Raw genomic sequence first — 18,596 nt, forward strand, 5'->3', positions numbered from 1 at the left:
AATTATATCAAATAAATAAATAAAATAATTCCTTTATTTTAGTAGGGAATTATAATTAATTGGATATTTAAAGTAACCTGCATATTTTTGTAATGAGGAAGAAATTTTTGGAGAATCGATATTTTCATCATGTTATTTTTTATTAATATGTAATTTTATTGAGTTTTTATGTGAGTAAATATTTTTTGATGTACAATTACCTTAAGGGTATCGTGGTTACATAAGGCAATCCTACTTACTAAAGGTTACCTTGTGTAATACTGTTTTTAAATATTTGAGTATTTAAGTTCTATTACTATAAAAGAAATTTTATTACATAAGACATAAAGAAAGTTCTTTTAATTTCTATAGTGGGTTAATTTCATGAATGTTGTATTCATTAAGTTGAACCGTATGTTCATTTCTGTGAGTATACGTTTTTTAGATTGATGAAAGGATTTTTTGTTTGTATATATGTGTACTTATTATGTTAAAAGTTTAGAATTGCAGAATGGAGAAAAGGCTAAGAGATACGGAAGGAAACTTATTGAAAGTTTTATTATTTCCAGTTTAAAATAATGCGTTGCTGTAAGTGAGGCATATTTCTTTCATAACAAAAACAAAATAGTTAACTTGATTGATTATGTTGTTTGTAGTACAATGAAATTCAAATAAAGTCAACTTAATTGACTTTATTTGAGGAGGTTTTATGTATGAATCATCAAATGTTAAATAACTTGGATCTTACATCACTTTTGTCATTATCCTTTAGTGCATCGATTAATGAACTACATGACAGATTGAGTGAGTTGGGATTTGGAGATATTAGACCTGTACATGGTTTTATGTTTAAATGTATCACTCCTAATGGAGCAACAGGTATAGAACTAGCCGAATATTTAGGAATCACGAAGCAAGCTGTGAGTAAAATGGTGGATTATCTTGAGAAAAGTGGTTATGTAATGCGCCAAACTCATCCAACTGATAAGAGAGGAAAAATTATTGTTTTGACCGAACGTGGTTGGTTAGTAATGAAAGCAAAAGAGAAGATAATAGCTGAGATAGAACAGCGCTGGATTGAAAACATAGGTGTTGAACGAATGCAAATGCTCAAAGAAGATCTAACAAATTTAATTCATGAAGCAAATGAAGGTAAATTATCATCGAGGTTAAGACCTATCTGGTAAATATAAAGAAGATTAACCGTACGCCCATTAGCAACTTAAGAAACAGACAATCATCTAAACGATAAAAGTTTGTTTCCATTTTTCTATCTAAATGGAAACAAACTTTTCTTTATGGTGGGTCTCAAAATATTAGTTTGATGGGTATGGAGTAATTTCGTCTAAAAGATTGTTTGTGGAAATAAAAACCATAACCAATATGTTATTGCCTAAATATATAATGTTTTAAAACCAATATAACACTGTAGGGTGTATGTTGTTTTTTTCATGTTCCACTTCTTATTTTTGCTTTTGTGGGCTATAAGACTTTAATCTGATGATTATAGGATAGAATTCCTTTAGCGTAAGAAAAATCAGCTTCCATCTTCCAGAAAATGTCTTAGCGTGGGTTTTATGTCATTTGGTTGGCGGGACCCCTTATAGGAGTGAATTTTAATGCCTAAATTTAAAAAATTAACCCGTGAGAATCAAGAGATGATAAAGGCACGTCTTGAGGATTTCTTTTATAAAAAATTCGAACTAGACTTAAGTTCAACTGAAGCTGAATATATATTGGAGTTTATGATGAAAGAAATTGGACCACATGTATATAATCAAGCTGTAGAAGATGCATGTAAAACATTGCGTCTTCAGATGGATGTTGTTGAAGAAGAACTTTACGTGCTACAAGTTCCAATAAATTAGAAGTGATACACCCGAGCTACCTTTTTTACAGAACAGAAAAGGTAGCTTTTTTCATCTCACAAATCCTTAACGTAGGAAAATCAGTTATCAAACTTCCAAAAGGGGATAAGACGATAAATATCGTTTTTCCTCTTGTTTTATTTTTATGAGTGGCTCCAAAAAGAAGGAATCGTTGCCGTGCCCCAATCCAGTATGCAATTGGTATATTTTGTCTTATCCCCCCTTTTCGGGGGATGGGCAAAAACACCCTTGCTATCAATAATGAGACGTTATGTTAACTGATCATGTATATTCTATTCATCCAAAATTGTCCTTATTGATGATATAATTTAAATTGTGGAGGGATATTATGGAATTTATTTTATATTTTGTATTTTATTTTGGATTACCGTTTCTTATAATTGGTACTGCATTATTTTTATTTATTATGGCTGCATTACCAAAAATCAGGAATAAAAATCTATCATTCGTAATGATCGGTTTAGGGGTAAATCTATTCACAGTTGCACAAAATTGAGAAATTTAAGGAGACTGATAAATTTTATGAGAAAATTATCCATATTACTTACTTTAAGTCTAGTATTTGTCAGTGTTATGGCTGCTTGCACACAAGATAAAAAAGATAATGCAGTTGAAAATGATTCAATAGAAGAACCCACCGCAAAAAATGAAAATGAAGAATTAATAAATTTTGAAGAAAAAGAAAATATAAGCCGCTTGGAACAAGGTATTTTATTAGTTGGTGAGAGTGCTAAGGGAGGCTATTACTTGACCACCGTTCAAAGTGCATATTTAAATGATAGCAACGATTCTATCGTTGTTAATGTCTCTGTAAAAAATGTACGAGGTCAAATAATTGGACTATCAGAATTAAAATATACCTTAAAAGATGAAAAAAATGGTAAGGCGTATGAAGGAAAGGTGCTTGACCAAAACCCTTCTGATATACAAGTTAAACCAAATGAAACGGTAGAATTGAAAATAGCTTTTGAAGTACCAGGTACCGCAGATGAATATATGTTTTATATTGAAAGCTCTTTAGACTCTCTAGGAACAACACACTGGAAAATTGATAAGCTGCAATCACCAAAAAACTAAGTCTAAATATAATTTGGTGGAAGTGTTCTTTAATATGAATTATATATTCGAAAAGTAAACAATGCTAATTCCAAGCGAGCGGTTAACTTTTTGGACAAATAATTTACTTCCGCTTTCGAATTTTACGTCAACTAGCTCCTCTTGAGGAGCTAGTTGTTTTTTTACAGTAGCAAAGATGAGATCTCACTTTTGGAAACTGTCTTAGCGTATAAAATCTGCATTTTGCCGTCAGTCCCCTAATAGGTCATGCTTGGAAATAAAAGTAAGCCTATGACCTATTTTTACACGTATCTCGGCTGTACCCCCACTTAAATATTTTCCCAGAGTGACCCCTCATACCTAAAATCATTTCCGTACCTCTAAGAGAGGGATTTGCATTAAGGCTTATTTTATGATATTTATAATTAATTGTATTTTAAAACACTGGAACATATTGTTTATATTAAAGTAGGTATATATCTAAGGATTAAATTATTTATTTCACCAAGTAAAGTAATATTTTATCAGAATATTCTTATCTTTTTTAAAGTGAGATGGTTTATAATGCAAAATAGGTGCTGCAGTTACCTAGATATTTATAAAGATGGAGGTTTTATAGATGTCTTCAAAAAACGAGCTAAATCTCAAATTATCATCAGAATCACAGTTATCTTCTCCTGTATTTAAACAGGAAGCATACGATATATATAAAGAATTGCGCGAATTTCACCCTGTTTATCCTTTATCTTCAGGAGAAAAGAGTCAAAGTTGGTTGATTACGAGATATGAGGACGCAATCTCTTTATTGAAAGATGCTAAATTAATGAAAAATATTGAAAACGTATTTAATAACGAAGAAGAAGTGGACGTACCTATTTCATTAGAGAATAGGGAACTTTTAAGAAATCATATGCTGAACTCAGATCCCCCTGATCACAACCGTCTACGATCACTTGCTCAAAAGGCATTTACCCCTAAGATGATCATACAACTTGAAGGCCAAATTCAATATATTGCTGAGACTTTATTAAGTAAAATAGAACATAATAATTCTATAAACCTTGTAAGTGATTATGCTTTCCCTTTACCTATTATGGTGATTAGTGAAATGTTGGGTGTTCCTCTTGAAGATCAGCATAAATTTAGAGTTTGGTCACAGGCAATTATTAGTACTCCACATACGTTAGAAGACATGCAGAAAAACAATCAAAAATTAGGAGAATTTGCTGAATATATACAGCATTTAGTTAATAAAAAGAGAGAACAACCTGCTGATGATTTAATCAGTGCACTAATAAAGGCTGAAAGTGAAGGAACGAAATTAAATACATCGGAGTTATATTCAACAATTACGTTGCTTATTGTTGCTGGACATGAAACAACAGTAAATTTAATTACAAATATGACCTTGGCACTGCTGGAGTACCCAGTTCAGTTACAAAAACTTCGCCAAAATCCCGATTTAATCGATTCAGCAATTGAAGAGGCATTACGCTTTTACAGTCCTGTTGAATTAACGACTTTGCGTTGGACAGCAGAACCATTTACAATGCATGGACAAGATATTCAATCAAAAGATAGAATTATTATATCAGTAGCATCTTCTAATCGTGATGAAAGGATCTTTCCAGACGCGGATGTATTTGATATTACAAGAAAAAACAATCGTCATATTGCATTTGGTCATGGTAGTCACTTTTGTCTTGGAGCACCACTCGCTCGTTTAGAAGCAAAAATTGCAATTTCTACACTATTACACCATTTGCCAAATATACAGATACAAGGTGAAAGAAAGCAAATAAGATGGAAAGAAAACTATCTAATGAGGTCATTAGAAGAGTTGCCTTTAAAGTTTTAACTCATATAGTTATCAATGAAAAAGGTTATTTATTATAGAAGGTAGTATTATCCTCTTTAGGCAGACAGCAAGAAAGAGTTCACCTCGTATGTGAACTATACCCTATAAAATGGACAGTTTGGTTCTGGTGCAAAAATACTTTACCAGAAACATAGAACGACAATGTTCTGTTAACTGAGAGGTTAAACAGCTAATCCAAACAATTTATGAATGAATTCAACTTCATTTCGGGCAGACTTCACCCTTTGGTGAAGTTGCCCTTTTCTCATCATATGCATAGCTTCGACGCCACTTAAATAAATTTTGCTTTTTCATACTGATCACGTCCTTTTGTAGATTGATAATATCAGTATGTCCAAGTTTTATAGATTTTTTGCACCAGAACCTACATTTCTTTGTATCCGGAATTTGTTATTTCTCTTTAAACTATCAATTATTCATTCTTTTACTTAAAATATTTTAAGAGTGTTATTAATAAAATACAATATAAATTGAGTAAAAAAAGGAGGAAGGATAACCAATGAATGTGATTGATCTTTTGCTTTACGAATTAGACCACACCTACAATCAAGATGATTGGTACTCACCGATAAAACTAGCCCTTACTGATCTGACTGTAGAGCAAGCGACATGGAAGCTTGATATTGAAAGTATGAATTCCATTTGGGAAATCGCTGCCCACTTACTATATTATAAAGAGCGTTTGTTATTTCAATTACAAGGAAAAAAAGCAGAATACGGAACAAATAATCAAGATACATTTGCGTTTGAAGGAAATTCTCAATTAGATTGGGATGCTTTCGTAAACAAGATGCATGAAGTTAACCAAAGATTAGGTGAGCATATTCAAAAATTGAGTGAAGCGGATATAGAGAAAGATACATCTAAGTTTTCCCTTTTAAAACGTATTAGTGGTATCATACGTCATGATGCTCATCATGCTGGACAAATTATCATGATTAGAAAATTGCAAGGTGCATGGCCTGTTCATCAGGAAATGGAATAAGTTAAAGTAACAATTAAAAAATATCTATTGGTAAATAATGAATCACTATGATCTGTTTTTACACGTATCCCGGCTGTATCCCTATTACTTCGAAAAGGAAATAGACAGATTGAAGGGTTAAGAATTATTTTCCAGGACAAATAAAGTCAACTTCGAATAAAATAGGGATTTATGTAGTAACTGAATCAAATCATGTACTACACAATCCCAAAATATATAAATTGAATTAAAATTCTGCAGCGGGAAACTCTCGCTGCTTTTTATTTGGGTCTCGACAACATTTCGCGAATTTGGGGTATGTGGGCGATTCGGGGAATGAGCCGCCACATCTGAAAATTTTTCCAAATTCATAAAAACAATTATAATACGATTACCAAAAACCAATATTTTTGTAACATTTCTTATCCTACTTATATTTCTATATTTATAAGGCTTTTCAGGTTACAAAAAATAGTTACCAAAAGTATTACCAAATACCTTTACAATAAATGAACCTTCGGTACAATGAATTTATATAATTGTACAGGAGGAAACAAATGATTATTGGTTATGCACGTGTATCTACTTTTGATCAAAATTTAGATCGTCAAATCCATTCACTTACTGAATATGGATGTGAAAAAATCATCCAAGAAAAATTTACTGGAACAATCCGAGAAAGATAAGGTCTTACAAAATTGTTTGATGTGATAAGGAAAGGAGATACTGTTGTAGTTGAAAGTATTTCACGTTTAGGGCGCAAAACATTAGATATCCTAAGTATTATTCAACAGTTCGAAGAAATAGGAATTCAATTTGTATCATTGAAAGAGAATATGGATACAAGAACTCCTACAGGCAAAGCTATGCTGCAAATGATGTGTGTTATCGCAGAGTTAGAAAGAAATTTGATTGCAGAACGGGTAAAAGAAGGATTGGAAGCGAGTAAAAAGCGTGGAAAAAAGTTAGGTAGGCCAAAATTGGAAAAAGAAAAGCTCTCGATTGCTTTGCGTATGTATGATAGTAAAGAATACTCCATTAAAGAAATTGTAGAAGGAACTGGAATATCACAAGGTTCCCTGTATCGGGCAATCAATCAGCGGAAACTTGAAGAAACACAGAAGTGATAAATCTCTGTGTTTCTTCTTTCTTAATATATTTATTAAAACCAGTGTTTACATTTCTAGGCACTTTTTCTCCGTCTATTACTAAATAAACTTTACAATTCTTACTTTGTAGGCTCTACAATTATTTTAATTCCACCTATCCATCCTGCTAAAAAGTTTTCAATAACTATTATTGGCTTTTTGTAGGGTTCAATTGTTGTTGGTGTAAATGGATTACTTGTTAACTTTCTGTATCCTTTTTGTATCTGCTCTGCACCAAGTAACCTTGTATTTAAAATTTCTTCACTTTCTCCACTAGCAGGATCAGATTTTAAAGATACTTTAACAATATGGTGTGCCACAGTTCCTTCATCTTCTGGTTTAACATATACTGTAATTTGATAAGGGATATTGTTTTCCAACTCCACTTGTTTGTATATAGCTACATGTTTATCTGAATAAAATACCCATTTTCCATTAAGAGCATTTTCTTCATCTTCTTCTAGAGTAATAGATTCACCAGAGAAGAATTTCCATCCCTTTGGATCACCATTCTCCCATCCATCATCAATAACAGGTACCGTAACAAGAATTGATTTTTCATCACTTTCTTCATAGCTATTTACTACTTTATACGTGACATGATATTCACCTGGTTTCGAAGTATCTACATTATTAGATTCTACTGTAACTTTATCTGTTATATCTCCATCAATTGGATCGGTTGCTTTGAGTCTAATTGGTTCATAATTTAGTGGATCAAATACTGTATCTTTTTTGATCTCAACATCATATGCTTCTATAGTTGGTTTCGTATATACTACAACTTCTATTGTTGTTTCATCGCTTTTTTCATAACTATTTACTACTTTATATGTGACATGGTATTTACCTGGTTTCGAAGTATCTACATTATTAGATTCTACTGTAACTTTATCTGTTATGTCTCCATCTATCGGATCTGTAGCTTTAAGACCAATTGGTTCATAGTTTAATGGATCAAATGCTAAGTCTTTTTTTATTGCTACATCGTGTGCAGCTATAGTTGGTTTCGTATATACTACAACTTCTATTGTTGTTTCATCGCTTTCCCCATAACTATTTACCACTTTATATGTTACACGATATGCACCTGGTTTAGATGTATCCACGTCATTAAATTCTACTGTAATTTTATCTGTTATGTCTCCATCTATTTCATCCGTAGCCTTCAGACCAATTGGCTCATAGTTTAATGGGTCAAATGCTGTACCTGCTTCAATATCAACAGGATTCGCTTCTATAGTTGGTTTTGTAAAATATGCTTCGAACAAAGTAACTCCGATTTGATGCTTGTTATTAGCAGCCCCTGTAGCTGAGCCAATAACAAAAGTGTATTTTTGATTTAAATCAAATGCAGGATTTAATAACTCCCATGTTTGATATCTTGGACTAGCTGAACTCGTAGAAGCATCATTACTTTTCTCTTGAAGCCTTGCTGTTAATTTATTGTTACGCGCATCCCAATTAATAGTTAAAACTCTCCATTTGCCGTTAGGTGCAGGGATTCTTTGCATAGGAGCTAAAGCTGTTAAGTAGCTTGCATTTCGATTTGTGCTTACAAAACCTGCATGTGGTCCATTCATTTGACCATGCCCAAATGAATCACCTGTTTCATCTGAAGATGCTTTCCAATACGTATCTATTTCAAATCCTATCCCATTTGGCGCTCCTAGAATTCCTAAGCCTCCACCCATGCTACCAATAAAACCAATTGATCCTCTATGAAACGCTATAGCAATACCATCAGCCCCACTACTTTTAGACCCTAGGTATATATCTGCTACGAGAGTAAAATCATGTCTCATATCTAGCGCGGTTTTCCCAGCAATTGCACCTGCTTGAGAATTTATCGCTTCAGTTAAAGTTGTAATGTTAGTATTAGAATCAAATTTTGCAGAACCATTTATGCTACATATGTTACGGATATCAAGATATTGACTCTTTTGTACCTCTTTTTCGATGGTAGATTTAGAATTCATATTTCTCTTCCCTTCATAAAAGATTAATTGAATATTGTGCGTAAAACCAACCTTTTTTCCATTGAAGATTTACTGGTAAAGAAATAAAATTACAATTTAGTATTTTGTAAAACACCATTCCATCTGAAATATACAATTTATATAACAATTACATATTCGTTTTTATTTTGATGGGCTAACACCATTAAATTCAACTAAAGTTTGTTCTGTATCACCAATCATAGTTTTTAATGTAAATCTTGTGTTAGAATCTTTAGCTTCTGCCCAAGTACCTCCCCAAAATGAAACATCACCACGCCAATATTTGCGTCCAATATCAAATATCATAGACTTTCTTCTTTCTCCGTTTACATACATTGTAAATGTAGTTTGATCACTTAAAGGTGAAGCGAAATTGATTGCAACGTAGCCCCCATTATATACATAGGCACTACTTACTGTTGGAATATCCTGTATTACAACTATATTATCAAATCTTGCTTCTCCACCACTACAGTGTAAAGTCAATTTAAGTAAAGAATCATTTGAGCCAGCCTTAAAGATAATTTCTTTGGATTCCATTTGATTATTTTCATAATGCTCATCAAATAAATTTCCTGTATTATTTGTACCTACTGTCACATTTGATTTCCCGCCTACATAAAGAGCTTGTGTATTGAAACTTAGTGTATAAGTTTTATTTGGCATAATTGTGACTTCCTGAGAGACTCGTCCTAATGAACTAAGTTGTAAAAGTTTATTTACACCAGAATCAATAATCTTTTGCTCTCCTGATAGACCTTCCACCTGCCATCCTGTAAAATTCTGTTCGAAGTCACCATTGATAATCAAATTTTGATTATCAATTTTTACAATATTGTTCATTACGTATCCCCCTTAAAAAATATTAAACAGCATAATTAAAATACCATTTTATGTAATTATCCAAAAGTTAAATCTTATAAAATAGGTTGAGAAATATAGTTATTGAAATTATAAATGAACAAAAAGAATTTGTTTTGTAATTGGCTGAGCGCTTCATGTGTCTTCTATAAGGGGTAATCACAGGGTTCTTGTTCTAGTCCGTCATAACATTCACAAAAAATGGCTTGTTGATTACCAAAAGCACTGGTTTTTGTAACAGAAATTTACTTTTCCATGTATGTTGCATATATGTTGATTTTTGCAACACCTATTGCTGACTCATATTACTGATTAAGTAATAGATAACTTATTTAATGAGTTTTACGCCTAGCATAAAGAAAAGCAGCTTTTTTTTTGCGGAATTTGCTTAGCGAAGAAAAATCCGGTTTTTATTTTCCAAAAAATGTCTTATCGTGGGTTTTATGTCATTTGGTTGGCGGGACCCCTTATATAGGTTAATAAGTAGCAATACACTCTCCTTTTTTCAACAAAGTGTAAAACCTCTTTATATATTCAAAGAGGTTTTACTTTGATAATTTTCATTTTTAATTAAACACAAATATTTCTTTGTGTTTTCTTGCATCAATTTTCCGTCCATCTTTTAACGTATGATACGGTTCTTCTTGCCATGTAATAATTATAGTAATCCCTTCTGCTTTTACAGCTACAGGAAGGTTAGAGTAGAAAAACTCTCCCACGGTAGAAATATTGGAATTATGCCTTGGACTACCAACTATCTCATGTAATGTAGATGAATCTTTATCATTTCGATATACCTCAATTTGAACATTATAAGCGGTTTTTTCAAGACTCTTGACGTTAAGAGTATATACATCATATACACCCTTCTTTGCTTTTGAAATTTTAGGCTCATTTTTAGCTTCTCTAATTTCGACATTCCATCGTTCAGAAGCTTTCGTTAAAGGTAATTCGCTAAATACAGCAGCCTCAGCAATAAAATTACCATTAAATATAAAATAAAAAATGCAGAAAAGTACAAACGTTATGTTTCTGATCATCCTTCGACCTCCAAAGCAAAACGTTCTATCTAAGTTACTATGCCCTAAATCAAAAAGTAATATGTAATAGAAAAGCATAGAAAATTAAATACAAAATTCCCAATATCACAAAATTAAGCACCAATATTTATAATATTTTTTCTTTATATATCAATAAATAACTTTAATCCTTTGGAACCTCGAAATTTAATCCAGTTTTAAAAGATGCACTTTATATAATAGTTCACTTATTTTAGTTTACTCATTGTTTCGTTCTATGCATTTATACTCCCCTCAAATATTTCATATGGCAACATGTTACCTTGTTACCCAACAATCGTTAAAAACCTAAATATTAACAACATGATGCGCCAACTTGTATCCTTTTCTCTACCTACTACTTCAAACAAATTTATCTAAAATAATTAATGAGTATCAGTGTTAAATAAATTAATAAAATAAATAGAGAACGATTTTTTTCTCAAAATGAGAACTTTAACTTCTTTTCATCTAATGTCCAACGTTAGTAAAAAGACTCAGACACAAAAATAGGCTGTGGAAGAAAATTCATCCAAAACCTATAATTCACAGTAATTTAACTTTTTTCGCTTCTTAATATATATGATGTCCTTTAATATTAGTTATTTCTTTAAATTGTATTTTCATCTACAAGCAGGGTGTTTTTTAAGTGATAATTTAGATGAATCATTAATCCATGCGAGTGATGTGTTTTAGGCATATTTATTAAATAATTTTTTGAATCTACAAGATAAATAGCAGGAACATTATTTACTAAATAATCTTTAAATAACATTTTAGATACAATAAAATGTAAACTGTCATTAAAAAATTTTGGAGAACCAACGGTTCTCACTACAGACAAAGCACCGGCATTACTTTGTGCATTTAACAAATTAAGAAAACAAGGATTTTATCAAAAGACAATCCATTGTACAATCAAACATTTAAACAATCTTATTGAACAGGATCATAGGCATGTAAAGAGACGTTTTGCCAAATCCGCAGGATTTCAAAATCTTCGTCATGCTTCACGTACAATAAAAGGTATCGAGACCATTCATGCCTTATATAAACAAAGGCGAAGTCTTCAAAGAGACTCCGCCTTTTCAACATACAATGAACTTCAACAATTATTAGCTACTTCCTAAACATTGTTCCTCATTTACCAACCTGTTTATGCTTTTTTCAAACTTTGCAACAGAACCATGTAATTAAATTATTAAACGTGTACCTCAACTGTCCAACTACTTGTTTTTGATTTAACTACAATTAAATTTTCGTTTTCCCACTTTAAAGTTCCTAGAAATCTAGAATATACGACCTCATTACCTACCTCTTCTACCAGTAATTGATTAATTATTCTGAGCCCTTTTTCATTATAAACTTCGCATCTTAACTGAAAACCTTCCGATCGATGAATACCTTTCAATATAGCAAGTTTTTTACGGTTTGGGCTTTTCCTTGGAGTTTTCCCAATCAAAAATATTCCTTCGTAATTTTGTTTTTTAATTTCGTGTAGAGCTTCTTCTACATAAGCTAAAATAACAGATAATGATAAAGTTGAATATTTTTCAATAGCAGGTACAACATAAAGACGAACCAACTCACAAAAATGTTGATATTTCTCTTCCGTTGATTCTTTATTTAAAAAACACATATAGTCATACGGAACAGATATACGTATTTCTCCTAGGGTATCTTTTAATTCATACGAGATATCTTTATTAGGATTTGCTAAACAATAAATCTCAATGCCTTGTATACCATTCAATCCCATTTCAAATTCACTTAACTTTTTCACAAAAATCAACTCAAAAATTCTCATTTCATGTAATCGATTATAATGCTTTTTAGGTCGGTTCTTTCCCCAATCATAAAACTTAATATCTAACAAATATATCACTCCTTTTTACTTTTACTACCAAGGAAGTGGTCTTCTGTGATACTTACTCTTAAAATTCCCTCCTGCTTTTGCAACTCTATTTACATGACCCTGTTCCCACTTTAAAGCTCGTTTCCTTGTCATATTTTTCTTTACAACTCGAGTATAATACTGTTCTCCAGATTTTTTGGTCCATTTATTAGCTTGTCTAGTTGCTCTATAAGAATATCCTGCTTTACTTATACGCCCACCGCTAATTCCAACTTTCACTACTTGTTTTTGTCCATTAACTTTTTTATAAATTTCATAGCCATGATTAGCTTTTCTGCTTAAAAGGCTATTTCCATTAATTTTTTTTATCAAAGAAGCAGCCTTACCTACTGCTTTAACCCTACTTCCACCAACAAATCCTACGAGCCCTGCTGCCGCAACGCCTTTCCAACTAGCACCAGACTTATATGCTTTATACCCATCATGAATTGCAAAACCCGCATTAACGGCTAACATGAACCAATGTCCATCCGGATCTACCATCATTACAGGATTATTCCCTGCATACGTATACCCATTCTGTGTCAATGGGTCATCCTCATCACCTGGGTCTGGGTCTACCGATAAAAATACACCATGCTCTGGTTGGTAGTAACGAGCAACTAAGTAATACATGTTGATTTCTTTATCATACATATATCCCGCATAGCCAAATGGATTCTCTGCGGCAATACCTTTTGCGTCACTCTTTAAAACATTACCCCATGCATCGTATTCATAGGTTGCTACGACTTGTCCATTTTCATCTGTCATTGCAATGACGTCGCCGCGTGGATTGTAGTGGTAATATACCGTTTGGCCTTGGGATTTCATCGCAAGGCGGATGCCATCTACAGAGTATACATATTGACGGAGAACGTTTCCACTTCCGTCTGTTTCGTATAATGGGTTGATGCTGTCACCGTCGTAGTGGTAACGTGTCGTTGTACCATCTACTGTTTTTTCAATGCGACGTCCATCGTCATCGTATTTATATGTCGCAAATGGTGTGCTTTCCCCTTGCTTTGTGATGGCTACAAGTTGGTCTGCTTCGTTCCATGTGTATTTGTATTTTGCATCGGATGTACGGTTTCCATTTGCGTCATACGTTAGGGATTCGTTGCCAAATTTCGTTAATTGGTTGCCATCGTTAAATACGGCTGTTGTCGATACGGCTGCTTTTCCTGCTTCTGTTACTTGTATGCCTATGCGGTTTCCAAAGCCGTCATAGCTGTATTCCTTACTTGTACCATTTGGCAAAGTTTCTTTTGTTAATTGGTTAATAGCGTCATATGCGTATGTTGTTTTTTCAGTTTTGTCACCGACTTTGCGTTCGATTGCGGTACGGTTGCTTGTTGCATCATACGTATACGATTCTTCTAAAATACGCTGTGAATCTTTTGTACCAATTTGTAAGTTTGTCAGTTTCTTTGTATGGTCATACGTAAATTGAGCCGCTGTGTCATTACCGGCTTGATAACGAACGACGCTTCCAAATTCGTCGTAATCAAAATAGAATGTTTTTCCGCTGTCAGTTACTTTCGTATTTTGATTTAAGGCGTTATATTCATAGTTTGTTGTGTTATTGTAAGAACCATGATTGATTGTTGTATCTTTTAGTTTATGAGATTTTGGTTGATACGACCATTTTACGCTGCCGCCGCGATCTGTCATACTGATGATACGATTGCCTTCGTCATATGCTTTTTCACGTATGATACCATTTACATGGTCCGTTACTTTTGTCTCATTTCCGTTCTCATCATATGCATAGGAGAATGCATCTTTTCCGTTTCGTTTCGCTTTAATCGCTCGGTTTGCCGCGTCGTACTCCCATTCTAACACAGTATTTGTTGACAGAGTTGTTTTCGTTCGGTTCGCATTTGCATCATATTCGTGTAAAATTTTTCGAGATAACGCATCTTGGAAGACCGTTAGTTTGTTATCCACATCATACTCGAAGATGTTCTTTTGCGTTTTTCCGCCGGCTGTCACCAATTTCTCTGTTGTGTTTCCATTATCATCATAACTGTATGAAACAGACGTACCATTTGCGAGTGTTGTTTTTGTTAATTGATTGTGTTCCGCCTTCATGTTCGGCATAGATCCAAACAGAATATCCATTGTTTGGCTGAGATGTACTGCTGTGCTTGACGTTTTCCGCTTTTGACATTGCGGTAACTGTAATGTCTTTTGCTTGACCTTGATTTATCGTAATTTCTTGACGATAATGCAGATCTGGATTTGGATCAGTTGGACCCTTCCGTTCCATCACAAGCGCTGAATGTCCTCCAAACCCTTCCCCTATATTATCTCTCGGTACGTTTTGCCATGTATGCCAACCTTCTAGTTTGTCTCCATAGTATTCAAAACTTGGGTTAGGTACAGGATTAAAGGAAGAAGCAACTGGTCCTTCTTCTAGCTGTAAACTGTCAAACCATGCTGTTCCACTTCCACTTGTATCCGCATGATCCGTAAATAACTCAATTAACAACTCATGTGTTTTTTCAGAAGTCACAATTGGTACTTGTCGTTTTGTCCAATCGGTTGTGCCATTTACTTTGCTATGATAGTTGGAGAATGTCGTTCCTACACGATTTCCATTTTCATCTAGCTCAACGATATGAAAATACGCACTCGCCTTTACTAAATCCTTTGTTTTTATCCAACCACTAAAAATATAGGGACGTTTTGGATCAACTGTTACTTTTTGGCTCGCAATGGTTGCTCCCCAATCTCCAGTAGTCGCTTTCGTTTCCATACGCAAAGAGGATATTTGTCCTAACTCTGGCACGCGAACTGTTCCATCTATTTCATTTTTTCCGCCATCGTTCCATCCGCGCAGTTCCCAGCGATCACCACCTGCTTCAAAAGCAGGATTTCGTAATAAGTTGCCACCCGGCGCTAGTTCTAAACTGCCGCGAATCGGATTTCCATAAGAATCATACTGCGTCACAGATGACGTTTTCGCTTGATAGTCTGTTTCCGAAACGGCATTGGCACCGTTATATGTTACAGACGTCGCTTTATCCTCTGCATCTGTTACTTTTGTTACATCATTATTTTGATTATATTCATATTTTTCTGTCCCAATTGCGTCCGTCGCAGATGTTACGTTTCCTTTACTATCATACGTATAACTTTCGGAAACGCGTTTTCCTTGGTCTTTTGGATCTGTTTTTTTCGTTAGGTTATTTGTTTCGTATTCATAGGTTGTCGTTAATTTTAATCCGTCTGCATCTACAATTGTTTTTGCTGGGTTTCCCGCAAGATTATATTGATGGACATCTTTCACTTGCTTTGGATCTGTAACAGTCACTTCGCGTAATTCTTGATTATACGAAAGCTTTGTTTCCTTTCCAAGTGCATCTGTCACGCCAACTAGACGATTATTTTCATACGTGTACGTAGTTTTATACGGATTTTCTTCTGTATGCTTTGGGTCATACGTATAACGTAGTTTCCCATTTTCATAACCGTATCGATATTGTTTTCCTCTCGGTGTTGTTACACCCACTAACTGGCCATCTTTATACTCATACGTAACTGTACGATTCTCAGGGCCGACAAGCTTTGTTAATAGCCCGTCTGTATTATACTGTAAAGACAATGTACGGTTAGAAGCGTTTGTAATTTCTACAACACGATCATTTTCATAGCGATACGTAAGCGTATTACCATGTTCGTCTTTTACCTTTGTTAAATGGCCTTGTTTATCATATTCTGATACCGTTTGATCTTTATCAGTAACCGTATATCCAGTATCTATTTTCTTCATTTCTAAAAACACACCCGGCGGCGCTTTGTAGGAATTGTCTCCTACTTTTTCAAAACGATCGACTGCACGATCTTCATAAATGAAGTGCAGGTCCCCATTTGGCTGCTCCTGTACTTTTTCATCAAAAGAACTTGTCCAGCCTTTTCCTAATACACCTTGTTCTGTGCTGTTACTGTTGTATACGCGGTCGATGCGTAAGTCAGGGCCGCGGCCTGTTAAGGTGAAGTCCGATTCATCCATGACAAAGTTCCCGTTTGTCGCATTTACTTTACCACCGATGACATCAACAGAAGCAATATAATCTTTTAAACCAAAAATCTCTGTTGGTTCTGTCATTTTAATACCGTAATCTGGAGAATACGTACTTTCAGCATGCCCGATATTACTGTAGGCTTGAATATGGACCCAGTACTTATCGCTTCTAAAATCCCCTGCATTTTGATACAGCTGCGAAGGGTTTAGCGCAAGTTCTTCTCCCATTCCATCCGTGTGGAATTGGTAACGACCACTTTTTAATTCATCTGCCGTTGGATACATTTTCTTTCCTTGTGTAGACCACTTCGTCACATTTCCAACATCAAATACATCATGATTCTTTCCATTATAAAAAATGACGCGATAACCTGTAGCACCAGGAAGTTGATCCCAGTTCAGCTCAATGTATCCCGATTGAGAACCTGTCAAATTGGCAAAAACATTCGATCTTGGTTGTTTCGGTGCCTCTAGCGGTATAAATACCTTTTCTTCATCTGACTCTGGACTCACTTCATCATGAGGGTACTCCGCTACAACTTTTACTTTGTAAGCATGTTTATCATTACTTTGTTCTTGAGAACCATTATTTTGATATAACTGAGAAGGACTCGTTGGAAATTCTCCGCCTAATCCGTCAAAATGGAGTTCATTCCAGCCACGGTTTACATCCTCTTGACTCGGCCAGATTTTTTTATCTTTTGTTGACCACCATGTCGTATTCCCAACGTGATAATAGTTATAATTTTCCCCGTCAAAAATACCTACTCGATAGCCAATTGCTCCTGGTACCGCATCCCAGCTCACATTTATATGTCCTGTGCCGCTTCCCATGCCGTTTGAATAAGCTGATAAACGCGGTTTATTCGGCTTTGGATACGAATACGTAATTTCTAAATGCGGTGCTGCCTCTCCTCCGTTATAAGCCGCAATAAACTTTTTCCAATGCGTTTGCCCTCGCCCGTTCGGATGCAGCTTAAATCCATAGTTCGGTCTCTCGCCGCTGAGCCAAGCTCTCACTGTATCTGTAACATTAAACTCTGCCCATTGATTTCGGCCGACATTCGTAACTGCGATTTCTTGGGACCACGGTTTTGTCTCCCAGTTCATCGTAATATAATCCCAGTCATCTTTGACTTCATCTAACCAAACTTCATTTGGACTATTTGCATAATAATGCCACGCTGCATAAGCATAAAACTTTGCATCCTGTACAATTGCGCCTTTTAAACTGGAAATTTCCGGCTTAATATATGCAAAATTATAGCCAGTTGTATTGTCAAAATAGCCTACTTTTAACGTATGAGCTTGCAGATTTTCATCCCAAAGTACCCACCTTGAATAATTGTTATTTGGATACGCACTCGATACGTAAGCTTCTTGGAAACTTTCCATCGCAATGGAAGGATCAATATAAACCGGATATTTGCGCTCAGGAGCCTCCAGCCATTTCGGATCCGCTGTCACGGTTACATTGTATGTATTGTCTTCTTGTTTCTCTAACGTATACTTTACCTCTTCTGAAATTGGTGCTTCATTCGATTCAGGATGTACATTGGAATCTGTCATAAACGGTTTTGGCAATGTAAATACCGTCTTTTGCTTATCATCTATCATCAAAATAGAACCGTCTTCTTGTAACTTCGGTGTCAATGTGGTTTGTAATTGGAAGGTAAAGATATGATGCCCTGTATATTCATTCAGAACAATATCTTCTTTTACTTTGTCATTAAACGTAATGGTACGTAAATCAATGTTTGGAAAAATATTTTTATACCAAACCTTATTTTTTTCATAAGTAGCTGTAACCTCAGATGGTTGGAGTTGTTCCTTCTCAC

The 18,596-nt window shown here is 34.4% G+C and carries 11 protein-coding genes and 4 pseudogenes; 8 read left to right on the forward strand and 7 right to left on the reverse strand.

Going from position 1 to position 18,596, the window contains the following annotated elements:
* Window positions 1-692 precede the first annotated feature (692 nt).
* The 5 genes from WAZ07_RS14815 (at window position 693) to WAZ07_RS14835 (ending at window position 4,782) form a co-directional block, all read left to right on the forward strand.
* Window positions 693-1,166: a MarR family winged helix-turn-helix transcriptional regulator gene (locus WAZ07_RS14815; RefSeq protein WP_336473085.1), complete on the forward strand. Its 474-nt coding sequence runs from the start codon at window positions 693-695 to the stop codon at window positions 1,164-1,166.
* Between the two features lie 432 nt (window positions 1,167-1,598).
* Window positions 1,599-1,847 carry a DUF2164 domain-containing protein gene (locus tag WAZ07_RS14820; protein ID WP_336473086.1) on the forward strand — a complete coding sequence of 83 codons (249 nt, stop codon included), beginning with the start codon at window positions 1,599-1,601 and terminating at the stop codon, window positions 1,845-1,847.
* A gap of 349 nt (window positions 1,848-2,196) precedes the next feature.
* The gene (locus tag WAZ07_RS14825) at window positions 2,197-2,364 is read left to right on the forward strand and encodes a hypothetical protein (RefSeq protein WP_336473087.1); all 168 of its coding nucleotides are present in this window, start codon (window positions 2,197-2,199) and stop codon (window positions 2,362-2,364) included.
* Window positions 2,365-2,390: 26 nt separating this feature from the next.
* Window positions 2,391-2,945 (forward strand): DUF4352 domain-containing protein, encoded by a 555-nt coding sequence (locus WAZ07_RS14830; RefSeq protein WP_336473088.1) that lies wholly within the window; start codon window positions 2,391-2,393, stop codon window positions 2,943-2,945.
* Window positions 2,946-3,543: 598 nt separating this feature from the next.
* Window positions 3,544-4,782 (forward strand): cytochrome P450 family protein, encoded by a 1,239-nt coding sequence (locus WAZ07_RS14835; protein ID WP_336473089.1) that lies wholly within the window; start codon window positions 3,544-3,546, stop codon window positions 4,780-4,782.
* 182 nt (window positions 4,783-4,964) lie between these two features.
* Here WAZ07_RS14835 and WAZ07_RS14840 read toward each other — a convergent pair.
* A pseudogene (locus WAZ07_RS14840) lies at window positions 4,965-5,078 on the reverse strand (IS6 family transposase); the annotation flags it as partial.
* 224 nt (window positions 5,079-5,302) lie between these two features.
* On the opposite strand from WAZ07_RS14840, the gene WAZ07_RS14845 reads away from it, so the two are divergent.
* Entirely contained in the window at window positions 5,303-5,788 is a 486-nt protein-coding gene (locus tag WAZ07_RS14845; protein ID WP_336473090.1) for a DinB family protein, read from the forward strand.
* Between the two features lie 536 nt (window positions 5,789-6,324).
* Window positions 6,325-6,894: pseudogene (locus WAZ07_RS14850) on the forward strand (recombinase family protein).
* Window positions 6,895-6,995: 101 nt separating this feature from the next.
* On the opposite strand, the gene WAZ07_RS14855 reads toward WAZ07_RS14850, so the two are convergent.
* The 3 genes from WAZ07_RS14855 to WAZ07_RS14865 form a co-directional block, all read right to left on the reverse strand.
* Entirely contained in the window at window positions 6,996-8,894 is a 1,899-nt protein-coding gene (locus WAZ07_RS14855) for a lectin-like domain-containing protein (protein WP_336473091.1), read from the reverse strand.
* A 162-nt stretch (window positions 8,895-9,056) separates the two neighbouring features.
* The gene (locus WAZ07_RS14860) at window positions 9,057-9,758 is read right to left on the reverse strand and encodes a DUF642 domain-containing protein (protein WP_336473092.1); all 702 of its coding nucleotides are present in this window, start codon (window positions 9,756-9,758) and stop codon (window positions 9,057-9,059) included.
* Window positions 9,759-10,342: 584 nt separating this feature from the next.
* A complete protein-coding gene (locus WAZ07_RS14865; protein ID WP_336473093.1) occupies window positions 10,343-10,816 on the reverse strand; it encodes a hypothetical protein in 474 nt (157 codons plus the stop codon).
* An 812-nt stretch (window positions 10,817-11,628) separates the two neighbouring features.
* On the opposite strand from WAZ07_RS14865, the pseudogene WAZ07_RS14870 reads away from it, so the two are divergent.
* A pseudogene (locus WAZ07_RS14870) lies at window positions 11,629-11,964 on the forward strand (DDE-type integrase/transposase/recombinase); the annotation flags it as partial.
* A 71-nt stretch (window positions 11,965-12,035) separates the two neighbouring features.
* Here the strand turns inward: WAZ07_RS14870 and WAZ07_RS14875 are convergent.
* From WAZ07_RS14875 to WAZ07_RS14885, 3 genes and pseudogenes are all read right to left on the reverse strand, one after another.
* Window positions 12,036-12,710, reverse strand: coding sequence for a hypothetical protein (locus tag WAZ07_RS14875; protein ID WP_336473094.1), 675 nt, complete (start codon window positions 12,708-12,710; stop codon window positions 12,036-12,038).
* Between the two features lie 24 nt (window positions 12,711-12,734).
* Window positions 12,735-14,807 (reverse strand): annotated as a pseudogene (locus WAZ07_RS14880) (RHS repeat-associated core domain-containing protein); the annotation flags it as partial.
* Complete coding sequence (locus tag WAZ07_RS14885) at window positions 14,752-18,375, reverse strand: DNRLRE domain-containing protein (RefSeq protein ID WP_336473172.1); 3,624 nt, start codon at window positions 18,373-18,375, stop codon at window positions 14,752-14,754. The gene WAZ07_RS14885 and the pseudogene WAZ07_RS14880, both read right to left, overlap by 56 nt.
* Window positions 18,376-18,596 lie beyond the last annotated feature (221 nt).

It is taken from the genome of Bacillus bruguierae (genome assembly GCF_037104725.1).
Lineage (GTDB): Bacteria > Bacillota > Bacilli > Bacillales > Bacillaceae_G > Bacillus_A > Bacillus_A bruguierae.